The 15,771-nt window shown below is 69.3% G+C and carries 14 protein-coding genes; 12 read left to right on the forward strand and 2 right to left on the reverse strand.

The features are described from left to right. Nucleotides 1-49: 49 nt before the first annotated feature. The 6 genes from typA to LCH29_RS16725 all read left to right on the forward strand — a co-directional run bounded on the left by typA (nucleotide 50) and on the right by LCH29_RS16725 (nucleotide 8,181). A complete protein-coding gene (gene typA, locus LCH29_RS16700) occupies nucleotides 50-1,915 on the forward strand; it encodes a translational GTPase TypA (protein WP_446462525.1) in 1,866 nt (621 codons plus the stop codon). 448 nt (nucleotides 1,916-2,363) lie between these two features. Further along, complete coding sequence (locus LCH29_RS16705) at nucleotides 2,364-3,992, forward strand: peptide ABC transporter substrate-binding protein (protein WP_446462526.1); 1,629 nt, start codon at nucleotides 2,364-2,366, stop codon at nucleotides 3,990-3,992. 90 nt (nucleotides 3,993-4,082) lie between these two features. Further along, nucleotides 4,083-5,009, forward strand: coding sequence for an ABC transporter permease (locus LCH29_RS16710; protein WP_446462527.1), 927 nt, complete (start codon nucleotides 4,083-4,085; stop codon nucleotides 5,007-5,009). Then, nucleotides 5,002-5,946, forward strand: a complete 945-nt coding sequence (locus tag LCH29_RS16715; RefSeq protein ID WP_446462528.1) for an ABC transporter permease — start codon at nucleotides 5,002-5,004, stop codon at nucleotides 5,944-5,946. The genes LCH29_RS16710 and LCH29_RS16715 overlap by 8 nt, the downstream gene beginning before the upstream one ends. Before the next feature lie 11 nt (nucleotides 5,947-5,957). After that, the gene (locus LCH29_RS16720) at nucleotides 5,958-7,016 is read left to right on the forward strand and encodes an ABC transporter ATP-binding protein (protein ID WP_446462529.1); all 1,059 of its coding nucleotides are present in this window, start codon (nucleotides 5,958-5,960) and stop codon (nucleotides 7,014-7,016) included. Next, nucleotides 7,009-8,181, forward strand: a complete 1,173-nt coding sequence (locus LCH29_RS16725) for an ABC transporter ATP-binding protein (RefSeq protein ID WP_446462530.1) — start codon at nucleotides 7,009-7,011, stop codon at nucleotides 8,179-8,181. Before LCH29_RS16720 ends, LCH29_RS16725 begins: the two co-directional genes overlap by 8 nt. A 63-nt stretch (nucleotides 8,182-8,244) precedes the next feature. Here the strand turns inward: LCH29_RS16725 and LCH29_RS16730 are convergent, their stop codons facing one another. Continuing rightward, complete coding sequence (locus LCH29_RS16730; protein ID WP_446462531.1) at nucleotides 8,245-8,448, reverse strand: hypothetical protein; 204 nt, start codon at nucleotides 8,446-8,448, stop codon at nucleotides 8,245-8,247. Nucleotides 8,449-8,738: 290 nt separating this feature from the next. On the opposite strand from LCH29_RS16730, the gene LCH29_RS16735 reads away from it, so the two are divergent. Genes LCH29_RS16735 through LCH29_RS16755 form a run of 5 tightly spaced genes read left to right on the forward strand, consistent with a single transcriptional unit; the run spans nucleotide 8,739 to nucleotide 14,403 of the window. Continuing rightward, nucleotides 8,739-10,370 (forward strand): peptide ABC transporter substrate-binding protein, encoded by a 1,632-nt coding sequence (locus tag LCH29_RS16735; RefSeq protein ID WP_446462532.1) that lies wholly within the window; start codon nucleotides 8,739-8,741, stop codon nucleotides 10,368-10,370. Nucleotides 10,371-10,373: 3 nt separating this feature from the next. Then, a complete protein-coding gene (locus LCH29_RS16740) occupies nucleotides 10,374-11,297 on the forward strand; it encodes an ABC transporter permease (protein WP_123107861.1) in 924 nt (307 codons plus the stop codon). Next, nucleotides 11,290-12,342, forward strand: coding sequence for an ABC transporter permease (locus LCH29_RS16745; protein WP_446462533.1), 1,053 nt, complete (start codon nucleotides 11,290-11,292; stop codon nucleotides 12,340-12,342). Before LCH29_RS16740 ends, LCH29_RS16745 begins: the two co-directional genes overlap by 8 nt. A gap of 2 nt (nucleotides 12,343-12,344) precedes the next feature. After that, on the forward strand, nucleotides 12,345-13,391 hold the full coding sequence (locus tag LCH29_RS16750; protein ID WP_446462534.1) for an ABC transporter ATP-binding protein: 1,047 nt from the start codon (nucleotides 12,345-12,347) through the stop codon (nucleotides 13,389-13,391). Then, nucleotides 13,330-14,403 (forward strand): ABC transporter ATP-binding protein, encoded by a 1,074-nt coding sequence (locus LCH29_RS16755; RefSeq protein ID WP_446462535.1) that lies wholly within the window; start codon nucleotides 13,330-13,332, stop codon nucleotides 14,401-14,403. Before LCH29_RS16750 ends, LCH29_RS16755 begins: the two co-directional genes overlap by 62 nt. A 2-nt stretch (nucleotides 14,404-14,405) precedes the next feature. On the opposite strand, the gene LCH29_RS16760 is transcribed toward LCH29_RS16755, so the two are convergent. Beyond that, on the reverse strand, nucleotides 14,406-14,924 hold the full coding sequence (locus tag LCH29_RS16760; RefSeq protein WP_446462536.1) for a hypothetical protein: 519 nt from the start codon (nucleotides 14,922-14,924) through the stop codon (nucleotides 14,406-14,408). Here LCH29_RS16760 and LCH29_RS16765 point away from each other — a divergent pair. Then, nucleotides 14,923-15,717, forward strand: a complete 795-nt coding sequence (locus LCH29_RS16765; RefSeq protein WP_446462537.1) for a GNAT family N-acetyltransferase — start codon at nucleotides 14,923-14,925, stop codon at nucleotides 15,715-15,717. The genes LCH29_RS16760 and LCH29_RS16765 overlap by 2 nt on opposite strands. The last annotated feature ends 54 nt before the right edge of the window (nucleotides 15,718-15,771 follow it).

The following is a 15,771-nucleotide window of genomic DNA, read 5'->3' on the forward strand; positions in this document are numbered from 1 at the left end:
GGACAAAGGAGCGCGCTGCCACCCACGAAACCGGGAGAAGCGCGCTCGTATGCCCACGCGCCACGACATTCGTAACGTTGCCATCGTCGCCCACGTCGACCACGGAAAGACGACCCTCGTCGACGCCATGCTCAAGCAGGCCGGCGCGTTCGCCGCGCACCAGCAGGTCGACGACCGGGTCATGGACTCCAACGACCTGGAGCGCGAGAAGGGCATCACCATTCTCGCGAAGAACACCGCGGTGAAGTACCACCCGGCGGACGGCAGCGACCCCGTCACCATCAACATCATCGACACCCCCGGCCACGCCGACTTCGGCGGTGAGGTCGAGCGCGGTCTGTCCATGGTCGACGCCGTGGTGCTGCTGGTGGACGCCTCCGAGGGCCCGCTGCCGCAGACCCGCTTCGTGCTGCGCAAGGCGCTCCAGGCCAAGCTGCCGGTCATCCTGTGCATCAACAAGACGGACCGCCCGGACTCCCGGATCGACGACGTCGTCAACGAGACGTACGACCTGTTCCTGGACCTGGACGCGACCGAGGAGCAGATCGAGTTCCCGATCGTCTACGCCTGCGCCCGTGACGGCGTCGCCTCGCTGACCAAGCCGGAGGACGGCACCGTCCCGGCCGACAGCGACAGCCTCTGGCCGTTCTTCGTCACCCTGCTGGAGACCGTCCCGGCGCCCGAGTACGACGCGGCCGCCCCGCTCCAGGCCCACGTCACCAACCTGGACGCGGACAACTTCCTCGGCCGGATCGCGCTGCTCCGCGTCGAGCAGGGCGAGCTGAAGAAGGGCCAGACCGTCGCCTGGATCAAGCGCGACGGCTCGATCTCCAACGTCCGCATCACCGAGCTGATGATGACCGAGGCGCTCACCCGCAAGCCCGCCGAGGTGGCCGGGCCGGGCGACATCTGCGCCGTGGCCGGTATCCCGGACATCATGATCGGCGAGACCCTGGCCGACCCGGAGAACCCGATCGCGCTGCCGCTGATCACCGTCGACGAGCCCGCGATCTCGATGACCATCGGCACCAACACCTCGCCGCTGGTCGGCAAGGGCGGCAAGGGCCACAAGGTCACCGCCCGGCTGGTCAAGGACCGCCTCGAGAAGGAGCTGATCGGCAACGTCTCGCTGCGCGTGCTGCCGACCGAGCGCCCCGACGCCTGGGAGGTGCAGGGCCGCGGTGAGCTGGCGCTGGCGATCCTGGTCGAGACGATGCGCCGGGAGGGCTTCGAGCTGACCGTCGGCAAGCCCGAGGTGGTCACCAAGGAGGTCGACGGCAAGCTCCACGAGCCGATCGAGCGCCTGACCATCGACGCGCCGGAGGAGCACCTCGGCGCCATCACCCAGCTGATGGCGACCCGCAAGGGGCGCATGGAGACCATGACCAACCACGGTTCCGGCTGGATCCGCATGGAGTGGATCGTGCCGTCCCGCGGCCTCATCGGCTTCCGCACCGAGTTCCTGACCCAGACCCGCGGCACCGGTATCGCGCACTCCATCTTCGAGGGCCACGAGCCGTGGTTCGGCGAGCTGCGCACCCGTAACAGCGGCTCCCTGGTGGCCGACCGCTCGGGCGCGGTGACCGCCTTCGCGATGACCAACCTCCAGGAGCGCGGCGTGCTCTTCACCTCGCCGGGCACCGAGGTGTACGAGGGCATGATCGTCGGCGAGAACTCGCGCGCCGACGACATGGACGTGAACATCACCAAGGAGAAGAAGCTCACCAACATGCGGTCCTCGACCGCGGACGTGACCGAGTCCCTGGTGCCGCCGCGGCTGCTCTCGCTGGAGCAGTCCCTGGAGTTCTGCCGCGACGACGAGTGCGTCGAGGTCACCCCGGAGACGGTCCGCATCCGTAAGGTCGTGCTCGACCAGAAGGAGCGCGGCCGCGCCGCGTCGCGCGCCAAGCGTTGATGGTGCGTGTCGAGCGCTGACGTACGCCTCCGTACGCCCCGGCAGCCCGGGCTTCCGCTTCTCGGCGGAGCCCGGGCTGCCGTCGTGTCAGGGAGGGGGCTGCCCGTCAAGCGGATATCCGGCACGTGGCGTCCGGATATCGGAGTTCGGGCTCCGCATGATGTGTTAACAGTCCGTTTCGCGTGTGTCTGTCTGCGGCAGTTTTGTCCGGATTTCGAAGCTCCGCGCGTAGATGATGTGACCAAAGCGAGACCCATAAGGTGTGGTTTACGGGGCTGGCGTGCTCAATCATGGGGTCCATTGAGCTCGGGTCAACGGGTCGCACGCTGTGGGGAGCGCGGACCTACGAGCACACCTGGGGGGTCCGGTCCCTTTCGCTGTCAGGGGTGTCAGCGCATTCCCGGACACCCCTCTCGTAGCAGCAGAGGACTCCGGAGGAGGCAAACCCATGCGTGGTGCCAAGAGCGCCAAGTGGGTCGCGATGGCCGCGGTCGTGGCACTGGGCGCGACCGCTTGTGGTGGCGGCGGTGACAGCGGTGACGGCGAGAATGCGGCCGTCGACCCGAACGGTGTGTACACCTATCAGGATGTCGAGCCGCAGAACCCGCTGATCCCGACCAACACCAACGAGGTCGGCGGCGGTTACATCCTGAAGAACCTCTTCCGCGGCCTCGTCGACTACGACGTCAAGGGCAACCTGCGCAACCAGGTCGCCCAGAGCGTGGAGTCGAAGGACAACCAGCACTTCACGGTGAAGCTGAAGAAGGGCTGGAAGTTCCACAACGGTGAGCCGGTGACGGCCAGCTCCTTCGTGGACGCCTGGAACTACGGCGCCAACGCCAAGAACGCGCAGCTGAACTCCTCCTGGTTCGCCGACATCAAGGGCTACGACGAGGTCCACCCGGAGAAGGGCGACCCGAAGGCCGACAAGATGTCGGGTCTGAAGGTGGTGAACGACAACGAGTTCACCATCGATCTGTCGCACCCGGTCTCCACCTTCAAGGACCGGCTCTTCTACGACGCCTTCTACCCGCTGCCCAAGGCCTTCTACAAGGACCCGAAGAAGTTCGGCGAGGCCCCCATCGGCAACGGCCCCTACGAGGTCGACGGCAAGTGGGAGCACAAGGTCCAGTTCAAGGTGAAGAAGTACGCCGGTTACACGGGTGTGGACAAGCCCAAGAACGGCGGCATCATCTTCAAGTTCTACAACAAGGACGAGAGCGCCTACAACGACCTGGTCTCCGACAAGCTGGACGTGATGTACCAGGTCCCGCCGTCGTCGATCAACGTCTACAAGACCGACCTGGGCGACCGCGCCGCCGACCAGATGTTCGGCGGCAACACCACCATCGCCTTCCCGCTGTACGACAAGGAATGGGCGAAGCCGGAGAAGGCCAAGGTCCGTCAGGGTCTGTCCATGGCGATCGACCGCGAGACCATCGCCAAGACCGCGCTCAAGGGCTCGAAGGACGCGGCCGACGGCTGGACCCCGAAGGTCGTCGAGGGCTACCAGCCAGGCGCCTGCGGTGAGTACTGCAAGTTCGACCCGAAGAAGGCGAAGCAGTTCATCAAGGACGGCGGCGGCGTCCCCGGCAACAAGATGACCATCGCCTACAACGCCGACGGCGGCAACAAGGAATGGGCGGAGGCGGTCTGCAACGACATCAAGCAGAACGCCGGCGTCCCGTGCGAGGCCGAGCCCCGCGCGACGTTCCAGCAGCTGCGCACCGAGATCACCGAGCACAAGATGAACAGCGCGTTCCGGATGGCCTGGGTCCAGGACTTCCCGAACATCTCCAACTTCATCGCCGAGCAGTACCGCACCGGCGCCGGCGCCAATGACTCCGGCTTCAGCGACAAGAAGCTCGACAAGCTGATGGAGGAGGCCGACAAGGCCAAGACCATCGAGGAGTCCAACAAGCTCTACGCGCAGGCCGAGGCGAAGCTCAAGGACACCATGCCCTCCATCCCGCTCTTCTTCGACCACACCAACGGCGGTCACTCCAAGAACGTCCAGAACGTCAAGTTCGACACGTTCCGCCAGGCGATCTGGACCGACGTCGAGGTCAAGAAGTAGTCGTACGGATTGCAGTGACGCAGCCCCGGTGACCGCCCGTCCCCTCACGGACGGGCGGTCACCGGCCGCGTCGGCGACAGGAGGACACCCATGGGGCGATACGTCGCGAGGCGACTGCTCCAGATGATCCCGGTCTTCATCGGGACCACACTGCTCATCTTTCTGATGGTGTATTCGCTGCCCGGCGATCCCGTCAAAGCGCTCTTCGGCCAGCGGGCCTCCGACCCCGCAACGGTCGAGCGACTGCGCCATCAATTCGGCCTCGACAAGCCCCTGATGACCCAGTACTGGGACTACATCACCGGGCTGTTCAAGGGCGACTTCGGGCAGAGCTTCACCGGCCGCCCGGTCGCCGACCTGATGGCCGACGCCTTCCCGGTCACCATCCGGCTGGCGCTGCTCGCCTTCGGCATCGAGATCGTCATCGGCGTCACCCTGGGCGTGGTGACCGGTCTGATGCGCGGCAAGTTCCTGGACCGGTTCGTGCTGGTGTTCACCCTGATCGTGACCTCGATCCCGGTGTTCGTGATCGGCTTCGTCACCGTGTTCCTGTTCGGCCTCAAATGGAAGGTCATCACCCCGACCGTCCAGGACTCCATGGACATCCAGCAGCTCCTCGCGCCGGCCCTGGTGCTGGGCGCGCTGTCGCTCGCCTATGTGTCCCGGCTGACCCGGACGACCGTGGTGGAGAACCTGCGCGCCGACTACATGCGCACCGCGCTCGCCAAGGGCCTGCCGCGGCGCCGCATCATCGGCGTGCACCTGATGCGCAACTCGCTCATCCCCGTCGTCACGTTCCTCGGCACCGACCTCGGCACCCTGATGGGCGGCGCGATCGTCACCGAGGGCATCTTCAACATCCAGGGTGTGGGCAACACGCTCTTCCGGGCCATCCAGACCAGTGAGGGTCCCACCGTCGTCGGCATCGTGACCGTGCTCGTCCTCGTCTACCTGGTGAGCAGCCTGGTCGTCGACCTGTTGTACGCAGTCCTGGACCCGAGGATCCGCTATGCCTGAGAAAACTCTGGCCCCCGAGGGCGGGCCCGTAACGGCGGCCGCGGCCGCGCCCCTGCCGGGCGGCAGCGAGATCACCAAGGCGCGCAGCCTGGGCCAGGACGCCTGGCGCGAGCTGCGCAGCAACCCCATCTTCTGGGTCTCCGCGGTGCTGCTCGTGCTCTTCCTGCTGATGGCGGCCGTGCCCAGCCTGTTCACCAGCACCGACCCGGGCCACGCCGATCTGCGCAACCACTACCTGGGCAAGCCGGAGTGGGGGCACTTCTTCCAGCCGGACTGGTTCGGCTACAACGGCCAGGGCCAGAGCGTCTACGCCCGGACGATCTACGGCGCCCGCGCCTCGGTCATCATCGGCTTCTGCGTGACCCTCGGGGTCACCCTCGTCGGCGGTGTGATCGGCATGTTCGCGGGATACTTCGGCGGCCTGCTCGACACGCTGCTCTCCCGGCTCACCGACATCTTCTTCGGCATCCCGCTGCTGCTCGGTGGCATGGTGCTGCTCCAGGCGTTCACCCACCGCACGATCTGGACCGTGGTGCTGGCCCTGGCCACGTTCGGCTGGATGCCGCTCGCCCGCGTGATGCGCGGCGCGGTCATCACCCAGAAGCAGGCCGACTTCGTGACGGCGGCCCGGGCGCTCGGCGCGGGCACCACCCGCATCTTGCTCCGGCACATCCTGCCCAACACCCTGGCCCCGGTGATCGTCGTGGCGACCATCGCGCTCGGCGGCTTCGTCTCCGCCGAGGCGACCCTGTCCTACCTGGGCATCGGGCTCCAGTCGACGGTCTCGTGGGGCGTGGACATCTCGGACGCGCAGAACGTGCTGCGGGACGCCCCGCACGTGCTGCTCGTCCCGGCCACCTTCCTGAGCCTGACCGTGCTGTCGTTCATCCTGCTCGGCGACGCGGTGCGCGACGCCTTCGACCCCAAGCTGCGCTGAGGGAGGCGTACGTGACCACCATCGAGAAGACCGGCGCGGAGCCCTCCGCGCGCGTCGAGGACACAGGCGGCGGGCCGCTGCTGGAAGTCCGCGATCTGCACGTGGAGTTCCACACCCGGGACGGCGTCGCCAAGGCCGTCAACGGCGTCAGCTACTCCGTGAGCGCGGGCGAGACCCTCGCCGTGCTCGGCGAGTCCGGCTCCGGCAAGTCCGTGACCGCGCAGGCCATCATGGGCATCCTGGACATGCCGCCCGGCAAGATCCCGCAGGGTCAGATCCTCTTCCGCGGCGAGGACATGCTCACCATGGTCCCGGAGGAGCGCCGCAAGATCCGCGGCCGCAGGATCGCCATGATCTTCCAGGACGCGCTCTCCGCGCTGAACCCGGTGCTCTCCGTCGGCTACCAGCTCGGCGAGATGTTCCGGGTCCACCAGGGGCTGTCCAAGAAGGACGCCAAGGCCAAGGCCATCGAGCTGATGGAGCGGGTCCGCATCCCCGCCGCCAAGCAGCGAGTGGGCGACTACCCGCACCAGTTCTCCGGCGGTATGCGCCAGCGCATCATGATCGCCATGGCGCTGGCCCTGGAGCCGGACCTGATCATCGCCGACGAGCCGACCACCGCGCTCGACGTGACCGTCCAGGCCCAGGTGATGGACCTGCTCGCGGAACTCCAGCGCGAGTACAACATGGGCCTGATCCTGATCACCCACGACCTGGGCGTGGTCGCGGACGTCGCCGACAAGATCGCGGTGATGTACGCGGGCCGGATCGTGGAGACCGCCCCCGTGCACGAGCTGTACAAGCGCCCCGCCCACCCGTACACCAAGGGACTGCTCGACTCCATCCCGCGGCTGGACCACAAGGGCCAGGAGCTGTACGCGATCAAGGGGCTGCCGCCCAACCTGCTCAAGATCCCCACCGGCTGCGCCTTCAACCCGCGCTGCCCGAAGGCCCAGGACATCTGCACCACGGAGGTCCCGGCGCTCGCCGCGGTCGCCGAGCAGGACGGTACCGAACTGCTGGGCCGCGGCAGTGCGTGCCACTTCTGGAAGGAGACGATCCATGGCTGAGACGGAGAAGAACGACAAGGCCGTGGACGTCACCAAGGCCACGGAAGCCGCGGCCGCCCCCCACGGCATCACCGAGGTGACGACGGTCGACGCCGCCACCGAGGACGAGGCGGTGGCCGCCCTCGATGCCGAGGTCGGCAGCGGGGAGCCGATCCTCCAGGTGCGCAACCTGGTCAAGCACTTCCCGCTGACCCAGGGCATCCTCTTCAAGAAGCAGGTCGGCGCGGTCAAGGCGGTCGACGGCATCTCCTTCGACCTCTACCAGGGCGAGACGCTCGGCATCGTGGGCGAGTCCGGCTGCGGCAAGTCGACCGTCGCCAAGCTGCTGATGACCCTGGAGAGCGCCACCGCGGGCGAGGTGTTCTACAAGGGCCAGGACATCACCAAGCTGTCCGGGCGCGCCCTGCGGGCGGTCCGCCGCAACATCCAGATGGTGTTCCAGGACCCGTACACCTCGCTGAACCCCCGGATGACGGTGGGCGACATCATCGGCGAGCCGTACGAGATCCACCCCGAGGCCGCGCCCAAGGGCGACCGGCGGCGCAAGGTCCAGGAGCTGCTGGACGTCGTCGGCCTCAACCCCGAGTACATCAACCGCTATCCGCACCAGTTCTCCGGCGGTCAGCGCCAGCGCATCGGCATCGCCCGCGGCCTCGCGCTCAACCCGGAGATCATCATCTGCGACGAGCCGGTCTCGGCGCTGGACGTGTCGGTGCAGGCGCAGGTCATCAACCTGATGGAGAAGCTCCAGGACGAGTTCAACCTGTCCTACATCTTCATCGCCCACGACCTGTCCATCGTCCGCCACATCTCCGACCGGGTCGGCGTGATGTACCTGGGCAAGATGGCCGAGATCGGCACCGACGCCGAGATCTACGACCACCCGACGCATCCGTACACCCAGGCCCTGCTGTCCGCCGTCCCGGTCCCGGACCCGGAGGCGCGCGAGGGCCGGGAGCGCATCATCCTCACCGGCGACGTCCCCTCCCCGGCCAACCCGCCCTCGGGCTGCCGCTTCCGCACCCGCTGCTGGAAGGCCGAGGACAAGTGCGCCAAGGAGGTGCCGCTGCTCGCCATCCCCGAGCGCTTCGCCGGTACCGACTCGCTCGCGGCGCATGAGTCGGCGTGCCACTTCGCCGAGGAGAAGGACGTGGTGCACGCGTAGCACGCGTGACGCTCGACGCGGGGCACCCGGCCATCGGCCGGGTGCCCTTCGCGTTTCCCCGCCTCAGGCCACCAGCAGGGCCATGTCCCACCCGGCCCGGGTGCCGCCCTCGGCGTAGGCGTCCAGCGCCAGCGCGGTCCCGGTCGTGCAGCAGCCCGCCCCAGCCGTGGCACAGCCCCGGATCGCCGTGCGCTGCCCCTCGACCCTCGCCCCCTCCCGCCAGGCCGGCGCGAGCAGGGCGAGCGGTCCGCTTCTCGGCCACCCCAAGATCGCTGAAGCGCTTGTGCGTGGTGGTGCTTGAATCGATTTAACACATCGATGACAACTCGTGGAAGCGCTCTTGAAACATGGGGCTCCATGGGCGACAGTGAATAGAAAGCGCTTGCCGAGCGCGGGACGTACCGCTCGGCTCGCGCTTTACCAATGGCGTTCCTGATGCCGTTTCCGGGTGCTACCGGGCCGCTGCCACGGACAGCGGTCACCGGCGTGCGCACCGCCCTGCCCTGGGGTGTCATGAGGATCTGAGGCGATCTTGGACCGGATCCTCGGGAGGCGCCATGCGCGGAGCCCAGCACGTCCTGCGTGCCCGGTGTGTGCTGTGCGCCCTCTGCGTGGCCGCCGTCCCGGCCCTCGCGGGCTGCGGAAGCGACTCCGGCTCGGCCGACGGCATCGTCCGCTCCTCCTGGGGCGACCCGCCGAACCCGCTGGAGCCCGCCAACACCAACGACGTCCAGGGCGGCAAGGTCCTCGACATGATCTTCCGGGGGCTCAAGCGGTACGATCCGGCGACCGGCGAGGCCAAGGACGCGCTCGCGGACCGGATCACCACCGACGACCAGCGCACGTACACCGTCACCATCAAGAAGGGGCGGCGGTTCGGCAACGGCGAGAAGGTTACCGCGAAGTCCTTCACCGACGCCTGGAATTACGGCGCCCTGCTCGACAACAAGCAGCGCAACGCCTACTTCTTCGAGTACATCGAGGGATACGCCAAGGTCCACCCCGCCACCGGCCGCCCCACCGCCCGCACCCTCTCCGGGCTGCGGGTGACGGGGGAGCGGACCTTCACCGTCCGGCTCACCCAGAAGTTCTCCTCCTGGCCCAAGACGCTCGGCTACAACGCCTACGCGCCGCTGCCCCGGGCCTTCTTCGAGGACCACGCGGCATGGCTGAAGAAGCCCGTCGGCAACGGCCCGTACCAGGTGCGGTCGTACGACAAGGGCTCGGTCATGAAGCTGCGCGCCTGGGACGGTTACCGGGGCCCCGACAAGGCCCGTAACAAAGGCGTCGACCTCCGCGTCTACACCGACAGCAACACCGCCTACACCGATCTCCAGGCGGGCAATCTCGATCTGGTGGACGATGTCCCGGCCCAGCAGCTGAAGTTCGTCCGCTCCGACCTCGGCGACCGCTACATCAACCAGCCCGCCGGGATCATCCAGACCCTCACCTTCCCCATGTACGACAAGGCGTGGAGCGGTCCCGCCCGGGCGAAGCTGCGCCGCGGCATTTCCATGGCGATCAACCGCGCGCAGATCACCGACCGGATCTTCCGCGGCACCCGCACCCCCGCCACCGACTGGACCTCCCCGGTGCTGCGCCGCCAGGGCGGCTACCAGCCGGGGCTGTGCGGGGACGCCTGCCGTTACGACCCGGGCCGGGCGCGGAAGCTGATCGCGGCGGGCGGCGGGCTGCCCGGCGGCCGGATGACGATCACGTACAACGCCGACACCGGCTCCCACAAGGACTGGGTCGACGCCGTCTGCAACAGCATCAACACCGTGCTGCGCAGCGACCGGGCGTGCGTCGGCAGACCGGTCGGCACCTTCGCGGACTACCGCAACAAGATGGCCGGGAAGCGGATGACCGGCCCCTTCCGGGCGGGCTGGCAGATGGACTATCCGCTGATCCAGAACTTCCTCCAGCCGCTGTATTACACCGACGCCTCCTCCAACGACGGCCACTGGAGCGACACCGGCTTCGACCGGCTGGTGAACCAGGCCAACGCGGCGTCCGCCGACGGGGCTTCCATCACCGCATTCCAGGACGCCGAGAAGATCCTCGCCCGGCAGATGCCCGCCATCCCGCTGTGGTACCAGAACGGCAGCGCGGGCTATGCGCCCCGGCTCCGCGACGTGACGCTCAACCAGTTCAGCGTGCCCGTCTACCACCAGATCAGGGTCGGCTGAGCCATGGGCCGCTATGTGCTGCGGCGGCTGGCGCAGATGATCCCGGTCTTCCTCGGCGCCACCTTCCTGATCTTCTTCATGGTCTACGCGCTCGGCGACCCGGTCGCCGCCCTGTTCGGCGACAAGGCCCCGGACCCCGCCACAGCGGCCCGCATCCGCAAGGACCTCTACCTCGACGAACCGCTGTGGAGCCAGTACGTCCACTACATGGGGCAGGTCTTCGGCGGCCGGTTCGGCACCGCCTTCAATGGCCAGCCGGTCACCGAGCTGATGGCCGACGCGTTCCCCGTCACCCTGCGGCTCACCATCGTCGCCGTCGTCTTCGAGATGGCGCTCGGCATCACCCTCGGCGTGCTCAGCGGACTGCGCCGCGGCCGCGGCCTGGACACCTCGGTGCTGCTGCTCACCCTGGTCGTGGTGTCCATCCCGACGTTCGTCAGCGGCACCGTGCTCCAGTACGTGTTCGGCGTGCGGTGGGGCTGGGCCCGGCCGTCCGTCGCCCCGGAGGCACCGTTCACCGAACTGCTGCTGCCCGGGGTGGTGCTGGGTCTGGTGTCCCTCGCGTACACCACCCGCCTCACCCGCACCTCGCTCGTCGAGAACGCCCGCGCCGACTACGTCCGCACCGCCGTCGCCAAGGGGCTGCCGCGCCGCCGGATCGTCGTCCGGCATCTGCTGCGCACCTCGCTGATCCCGGTGGTGACCTTCATCGGCACCGACATCGGCGCGCTCATGGGCGGGGCCATCGTCACCGAGCGGATCTTCAACATCCATGGCGTGGGCTACCAGCTCTACCAGGGCATCCTGCGCCAGAACTCGCCGACCGTGGTCGGCTTCGTCACCATCCTGGTGATCGTCTTCCTGCTCGCCAATCTGCTCGTCGACCTCCTCTACGCCGTGCTCGACCCGAGGATCCGGTATGCCTGAGCCCTATGAGCCCCTTGAAGCGCCACCCGATACGCCCTCCGACCGGCCGGTGGACCTCGCCGCCACCGGCACCGCGACCCTGGAGGGCGGGCCACGGGGCCGACCGTGGCGCCGCCTCACCCTCCCGCGGCTGCGGCTGAGCCTCGCCGCGCGGCGCGCGGCGGCCGGGGGCGCGGCCCCCGGCGGTGGCCCGGCGCCCGGGTCGCGCGGGCTGTGGTCCGACGCCTGGCACGATCTGCGCCGCAACCCCGTCTTCGTGGTCTCCGCGCTGGTCATCCTCTTCCTCGTCACCATCGCGGTCTGGCCGCAGCTGATCGCGGACGGCAACCCGTACCAGGGCAACCTGGCCAAGGCGCAGGACGGCCCGGCCCCCGGCCATCCCTTCGGCTTCGACCTCCAGGGCCGGGACGTCTACACCCGCACCGTCTACGGCGCCCGCGCCTCCATCACCGTCGGCATCTGCGCCACCGCGGGCGCGGCCCTGCTCGGCAGCGTGCTGGGCGGCCTCGCCGGATTCTTCGGCGGCTGGTGGGACTCCCTGCTCTCGCGGATCGCCGACGTCTTCTTCGGCATCCCGATCCTGCTCGGCGGCCTGGTCTTCCTGTCGGTGGTCACCAGCGGTTCGGTGTGGCCGGTGGTCGGCTTCATCGTGCTGCTGGGCTGGCCGCAGATCTCCCGCATCGCCCGCGGCTCGGTCGTCACCGTCAAACAGCAGGACTACGTGCTCGCGGCGCGCACCCTCGGGGCGGGCAACGGCCGGATGCTGCTGCGGCACATCGCGCCCAACGCCGTCGCCCCCGTCATCGTCGTCGCCACCATCGCGCTCGGCACGTACATCGCGCTGGAGGCGACCCTGTCGTTCCTCGGCGTGGGGCTGAAGCCGCCCACCGTCTCCTGGGGCATCGACATCTCGTCCGCGTCCACCCAGATCCGCAACGCCCCGCACATGCTGCTGTGGCCCGCGGCGGCGCTCAGCATCACCGTGCTCGCGTTCATCATGCTCGGCGACGCGGTGCGCGACGCCCTCGACCCGAAGCTGCGCTAGCCGTGGCCCGCCTGCTGGACGTACGGGACCTGCGCGTCGCCTTCCGCACCCGGGACGGCGTCGCCGAGGCCGTCGGCGGGGTGAGCTACGCCGTCGACGCGGGGCGGACGCTGGCCGTGCTGGGCGAGTCGGGGTCGGGGAAGTCCGTGACCGCCCAGGCGATCATGGGCATCCTCGACTCCCCGCCCGCCCTCGTCACCGGCGGCAAGGTCTTCTTCCAGGGGCGCGACCTGCTGACCCTGAGCGGCGAGGAGCGCCGCCGGATCCGCGGCGCCAAGATGTCGATGATCTTCCAGGACGCGCTGTCCGCCCTCAACCCGGTGATCCCGGTGGGCGCCCAGCTCGCCGAGATGTACCAGGTGCACCGCGGCATGTCGCGCAAGGACGCCCGGGCACGGGCCGTCGAGCTGATGGACCGGGTCCGTATCCCGGCCGCGGCGGCGCGGGCCGGGGACTACCCGCACCAGTTCTCGGGCGGCATGCGCCAGCGCATCATGATCGCGATGGCGATCGCGCTGGAGCCGGAGCTGATCATCGCCGACGAGCCGACCACCGCGCTCGACGTCACCGTCCAGGCCCAGGTCATGGATCTGCTCGCGGAGTTGCGCCGCGAGTACGCCATGGGGCTCATCCTCATCACCCACGACCTGGGCGTGGTCGCCGACGTCGCCGACACCATCGCCGTGATGTACGCGGGCCGGATCGTGGAGACCGCGCCGGTGCGCGAGCTGTACCGGCGCCCCGCCCACCCGTACACCCGCGGACTGCTCGACTCCATCCCGCGCGTGGACCAGCGCGGCGGCGAGCTGTACGCGATCAAGGGGCTGCCGCCCAGCCCGCTCGCACTTCCCCAGGGCTGCCCCTTCAACCCCCGCTGTCCGCGCGCCCGCGACGTCTGCCGCACCGACCGGCCGCCGCTGTACGAGGTGACCGATGCCGGGGCCCGGGGGCGGGCCAGCGCCTGCCACTTCTGGAAGGAGGAGCTGCATGGCCTCGACCCCCTCGACCCCCTCGGCACCGCCGGTACCGTCGGCCCCCTCGGCGGCTGACCCCGCCCCGCCCGTCCTCGAAGTACGCGACCTCGCCAAGCTCTACCCGCTGACCCGGGGCGCCCTGATCAAGCGGCAGACCGGAGCGGTCCGGGCGGTCGACACGGTCTCCTTCGACCTGCGGCGCGGCGAGACGCTCGGTGTCGTCGGCGAGTCCGGCTGCGGCAAGTCCACCCTCGCCCGGCTGCTGGTCGGTCTGGAGCGGCCGACCGCCGGTTCGATCCGCTACCGGGGCGAGGACATCGCGCGGCTGTCCGGGCGCGCCCTGCGGGCCGTCCACCGCAACATCCAGATGGTCTTCCAGGACCCGTACACCTCGCTCAACCCCCGGATGACGGTCGGGGACATCGTCGGAGAGCCGTACGAGATCCACCCCGAGGCCGCCCCCAAGAGCGACCGCCGACGCGCGGTCCAGGAGCTGCTGGACGTCGTCGGCCTCAACCCCGAGCACATCAACCGCTATCCGCACCAGTTCTCCGGCGGCCAGCGCCAGCGCATCGGCATCGCCCGCGGGCTGGCCCTGCGCCCCGAGGTCATCGTCGCGGACGAACCGGTGTCGGCGCTCGACGTCTCGGTGCAGGCCCAGGTGGTCAACCTGCTGGAACGCCTCCAGGACGCATTCGGCCTCTCCTACGTCTTCATCGCCCACGACCTGTCGGTGGTCCGGCACATCAGCGACCGGGTCGCCGTGATGTACCTGGGCCGCTTCGCGGAGACCGGCACCGGCCCCGAGATCTACGACCACCCGACCCACCCGTACACCCAGGCCCTGCTGTCCGCCGTCCCGGTCCCCGACCCGGAGGCGCGGGAGGTGCGGACCCGCATCCTCCTCCCCGGCGACGTCCCCTCCCCGGCCGACCCGCCCACCGGCTGCCGCTTCCGCACCCGCTGCTGGCGAGCCGAGGCCCGCTGCGCGGCGGAGGCCCCGGCCCTGGCGGTGCCGACGGCCCTGACGGGCGGGGCCGCGCACCCGTCGGCGTGCCACTTCGCGGAGGAGCGCGCCGCCGTCTGACCTCAGAAGAGACCGAAGACGTCGGGCACATCGGGCACGTCCGCCGGTCCGCCGCCCTTCCGGTCGTCGAGCCGGTACAGCGGGTGGGTGACCCGCCGCACATCGGGAGCGAACGCCTGGACGGCGGTGGCGAGCCGGGCGTGGTCGACCTTCCAGAAGGCGATGACGCGGTTGTTTCTGACGACCTCATACTCGATGTGCGGTGCGACGCTCGCGGCGAGTCCCGGCGAGATGTTCTCGTCGGGGCCGGGAAGGTGTGGTACGTCCGGCCGGAGCTTCAGGCCGATGCGCCGGATCCGCTTCTCCATGAACTTTTTCGTCGTCCACAGGACGAGTGCCTCGATGTCCCTCCACGGCACGGTGACGCTGAACTTGTGGTAGCGGATCGGGGGGCCGCCCAAGAAGACGCCTTGCTCATCGGCCCGGAAGGCGACCAGCCGCTTCCAGCCGACGCCCGAGAAAAACTGAAAAGGTGTGCGGGTGTAGTACTCCTGATAGACCGGAGGGCGAGAAACAGCCATGGCACGACCCTACGATCTTCAGCGCGCCGTCGACTTCCGGCTCCTCTTCGCGCGGCGCCAGTCCGCCGAGGTCAGGCCGGTGCCGGGCGGCTTCCTGGTGCGGCACGACCAGTACGCGCGCTCGCACGAGCACAACGAGATCCACATCGACGGGCCCGTCGATCCGACGGAGCTACCGGCCGTCGTGGACGCGGCGATGGCGGACCTGCCGCACCGGCGGATCAGCGTCCACGACGACCGGCTCGGGCTCGCGTGCGCGCCCGCGCTGACCCTGGCGGGGTACGAGCACGGGGTCGAGCTGGTGATGACGCACACCGGACCGGTGCCGGAACCGGCCCCCGGGCGGGGGCAGGTCGTGGAGATGGACCTCGGGCCCGATCCGTACGGGCCGCTGTGGCGGGCGCTGGCGAACCAGCAGCGGCTGTGGATGCCCGATGCCGACGAGGAGACGGTGCGTCAGATGGTGGGACGGCGGGCGGCCCGGCGGAACGGGGCCGAGGACGTGCGGTTCCTGGCCGTGCACGACGAGGACGGCGAGGTCGCGTCCTGGGCCGACCTCTACATGGAGCCCGCCGACGGCATCGCCCAGATCGAGGAGGTGGCCACGGCCGAACACGCCCGGCGCCGCGGGTACGCCGACGCCGTGCTGTCCGGCGCCCTCCAGCGGGCGGCGGCCGCGGGGTGCGCCCTGCGGTTCCTGGTGGCCGACGGGGAGGACTGGCCGCGCCACTGGTACGCGCGCCGCGGCTTCACCACCGTGGGCCGCTCCCACGTCTTCTCGCGCTTCCGCTGACCAGGGGGTGTCCGCAAAGTCCCGTCGGGCCCGCGACGCCTGGCACGCTCCCCC

This window comes from Streptomyces sp. BRA346 (assembly GCF_052851135.1).

Coding starts and splice junctions, on each gene's coding strand:
- LCH29_RS16735 (WP_446462532.1), top strand. CDS start 8,739: ATGCGCGGAGCCCAGCACGTCCTGCGTGCCCGGTGTGTGCTGTGCGCC.
- LCH29_RS16755 (WP_446462535.1), top strand. CDS start 13,330: ATGGCCTCGACCCCCTCGACCCCCTCGGCACCGCCGGTACCGTCGGCC.
- LCH29_RS16760 (WP_446462536.1), bottom strand. CDS start 14,924: ATGGCTGTTTCTCGCCCTCCGGTCTATCAGGAGTACTACACCCGCACA.
- LCH29_RS16745 (WP_446462533.1), top strand. CDS start 11,290: ATGCCTGAGCCCTATGAGCCCCTTGAAGCGCCACCCGATACGCCCTCC.
- LCH29_RS16740 (WP_123107861.1), top strand. CDS start 10,374: ATGGGCCGCTATGTGCTGCGGCGGCTGGCGCAGATGATCCCGGTCTTC.
- LCH29_RS16765 (WP_446462537.1), top strand. CDS start 14,923: ATGGCACGACCCTACGATCTTCAGCGCGCCGTCGACTTCCGGCTCCTC.
- typA (WP_446462525.1), top strand. CDS start 50: ATGCCCACGCGCCACGACATTCGTAACGTTGCCATCGTCGCCCACGTC.
- LCH29_RS16705 (WP_446462526.1), top strand. CDS start 2,364: ATGCGTGGTGCCAAGAGCGCCAAGTGGGTCGCGATGGCCGCGGTCGTG.
- LCH29_RS16725 (WP_446462530.1), top strand. CDS start 7,009: ATGGCTGAGACGGAGAAGAACGACAAGGCCGTGGACGTCACCAAGGCC.
- LCH29_RS16715 (WP_446462528.1), top strand. CDS start 5,002: ATGCCTGAGAAAACTCTGGCCCCCGAGGGCGGGCCCGTAACGGCGGCC.
- LCH29_RS16710 (WP_446462527.1), top strand. CDS start 4,083: ATGGGGCGATACGTCGCGAGGCGACTGCTCCAGATGATCCCGGTCTTC.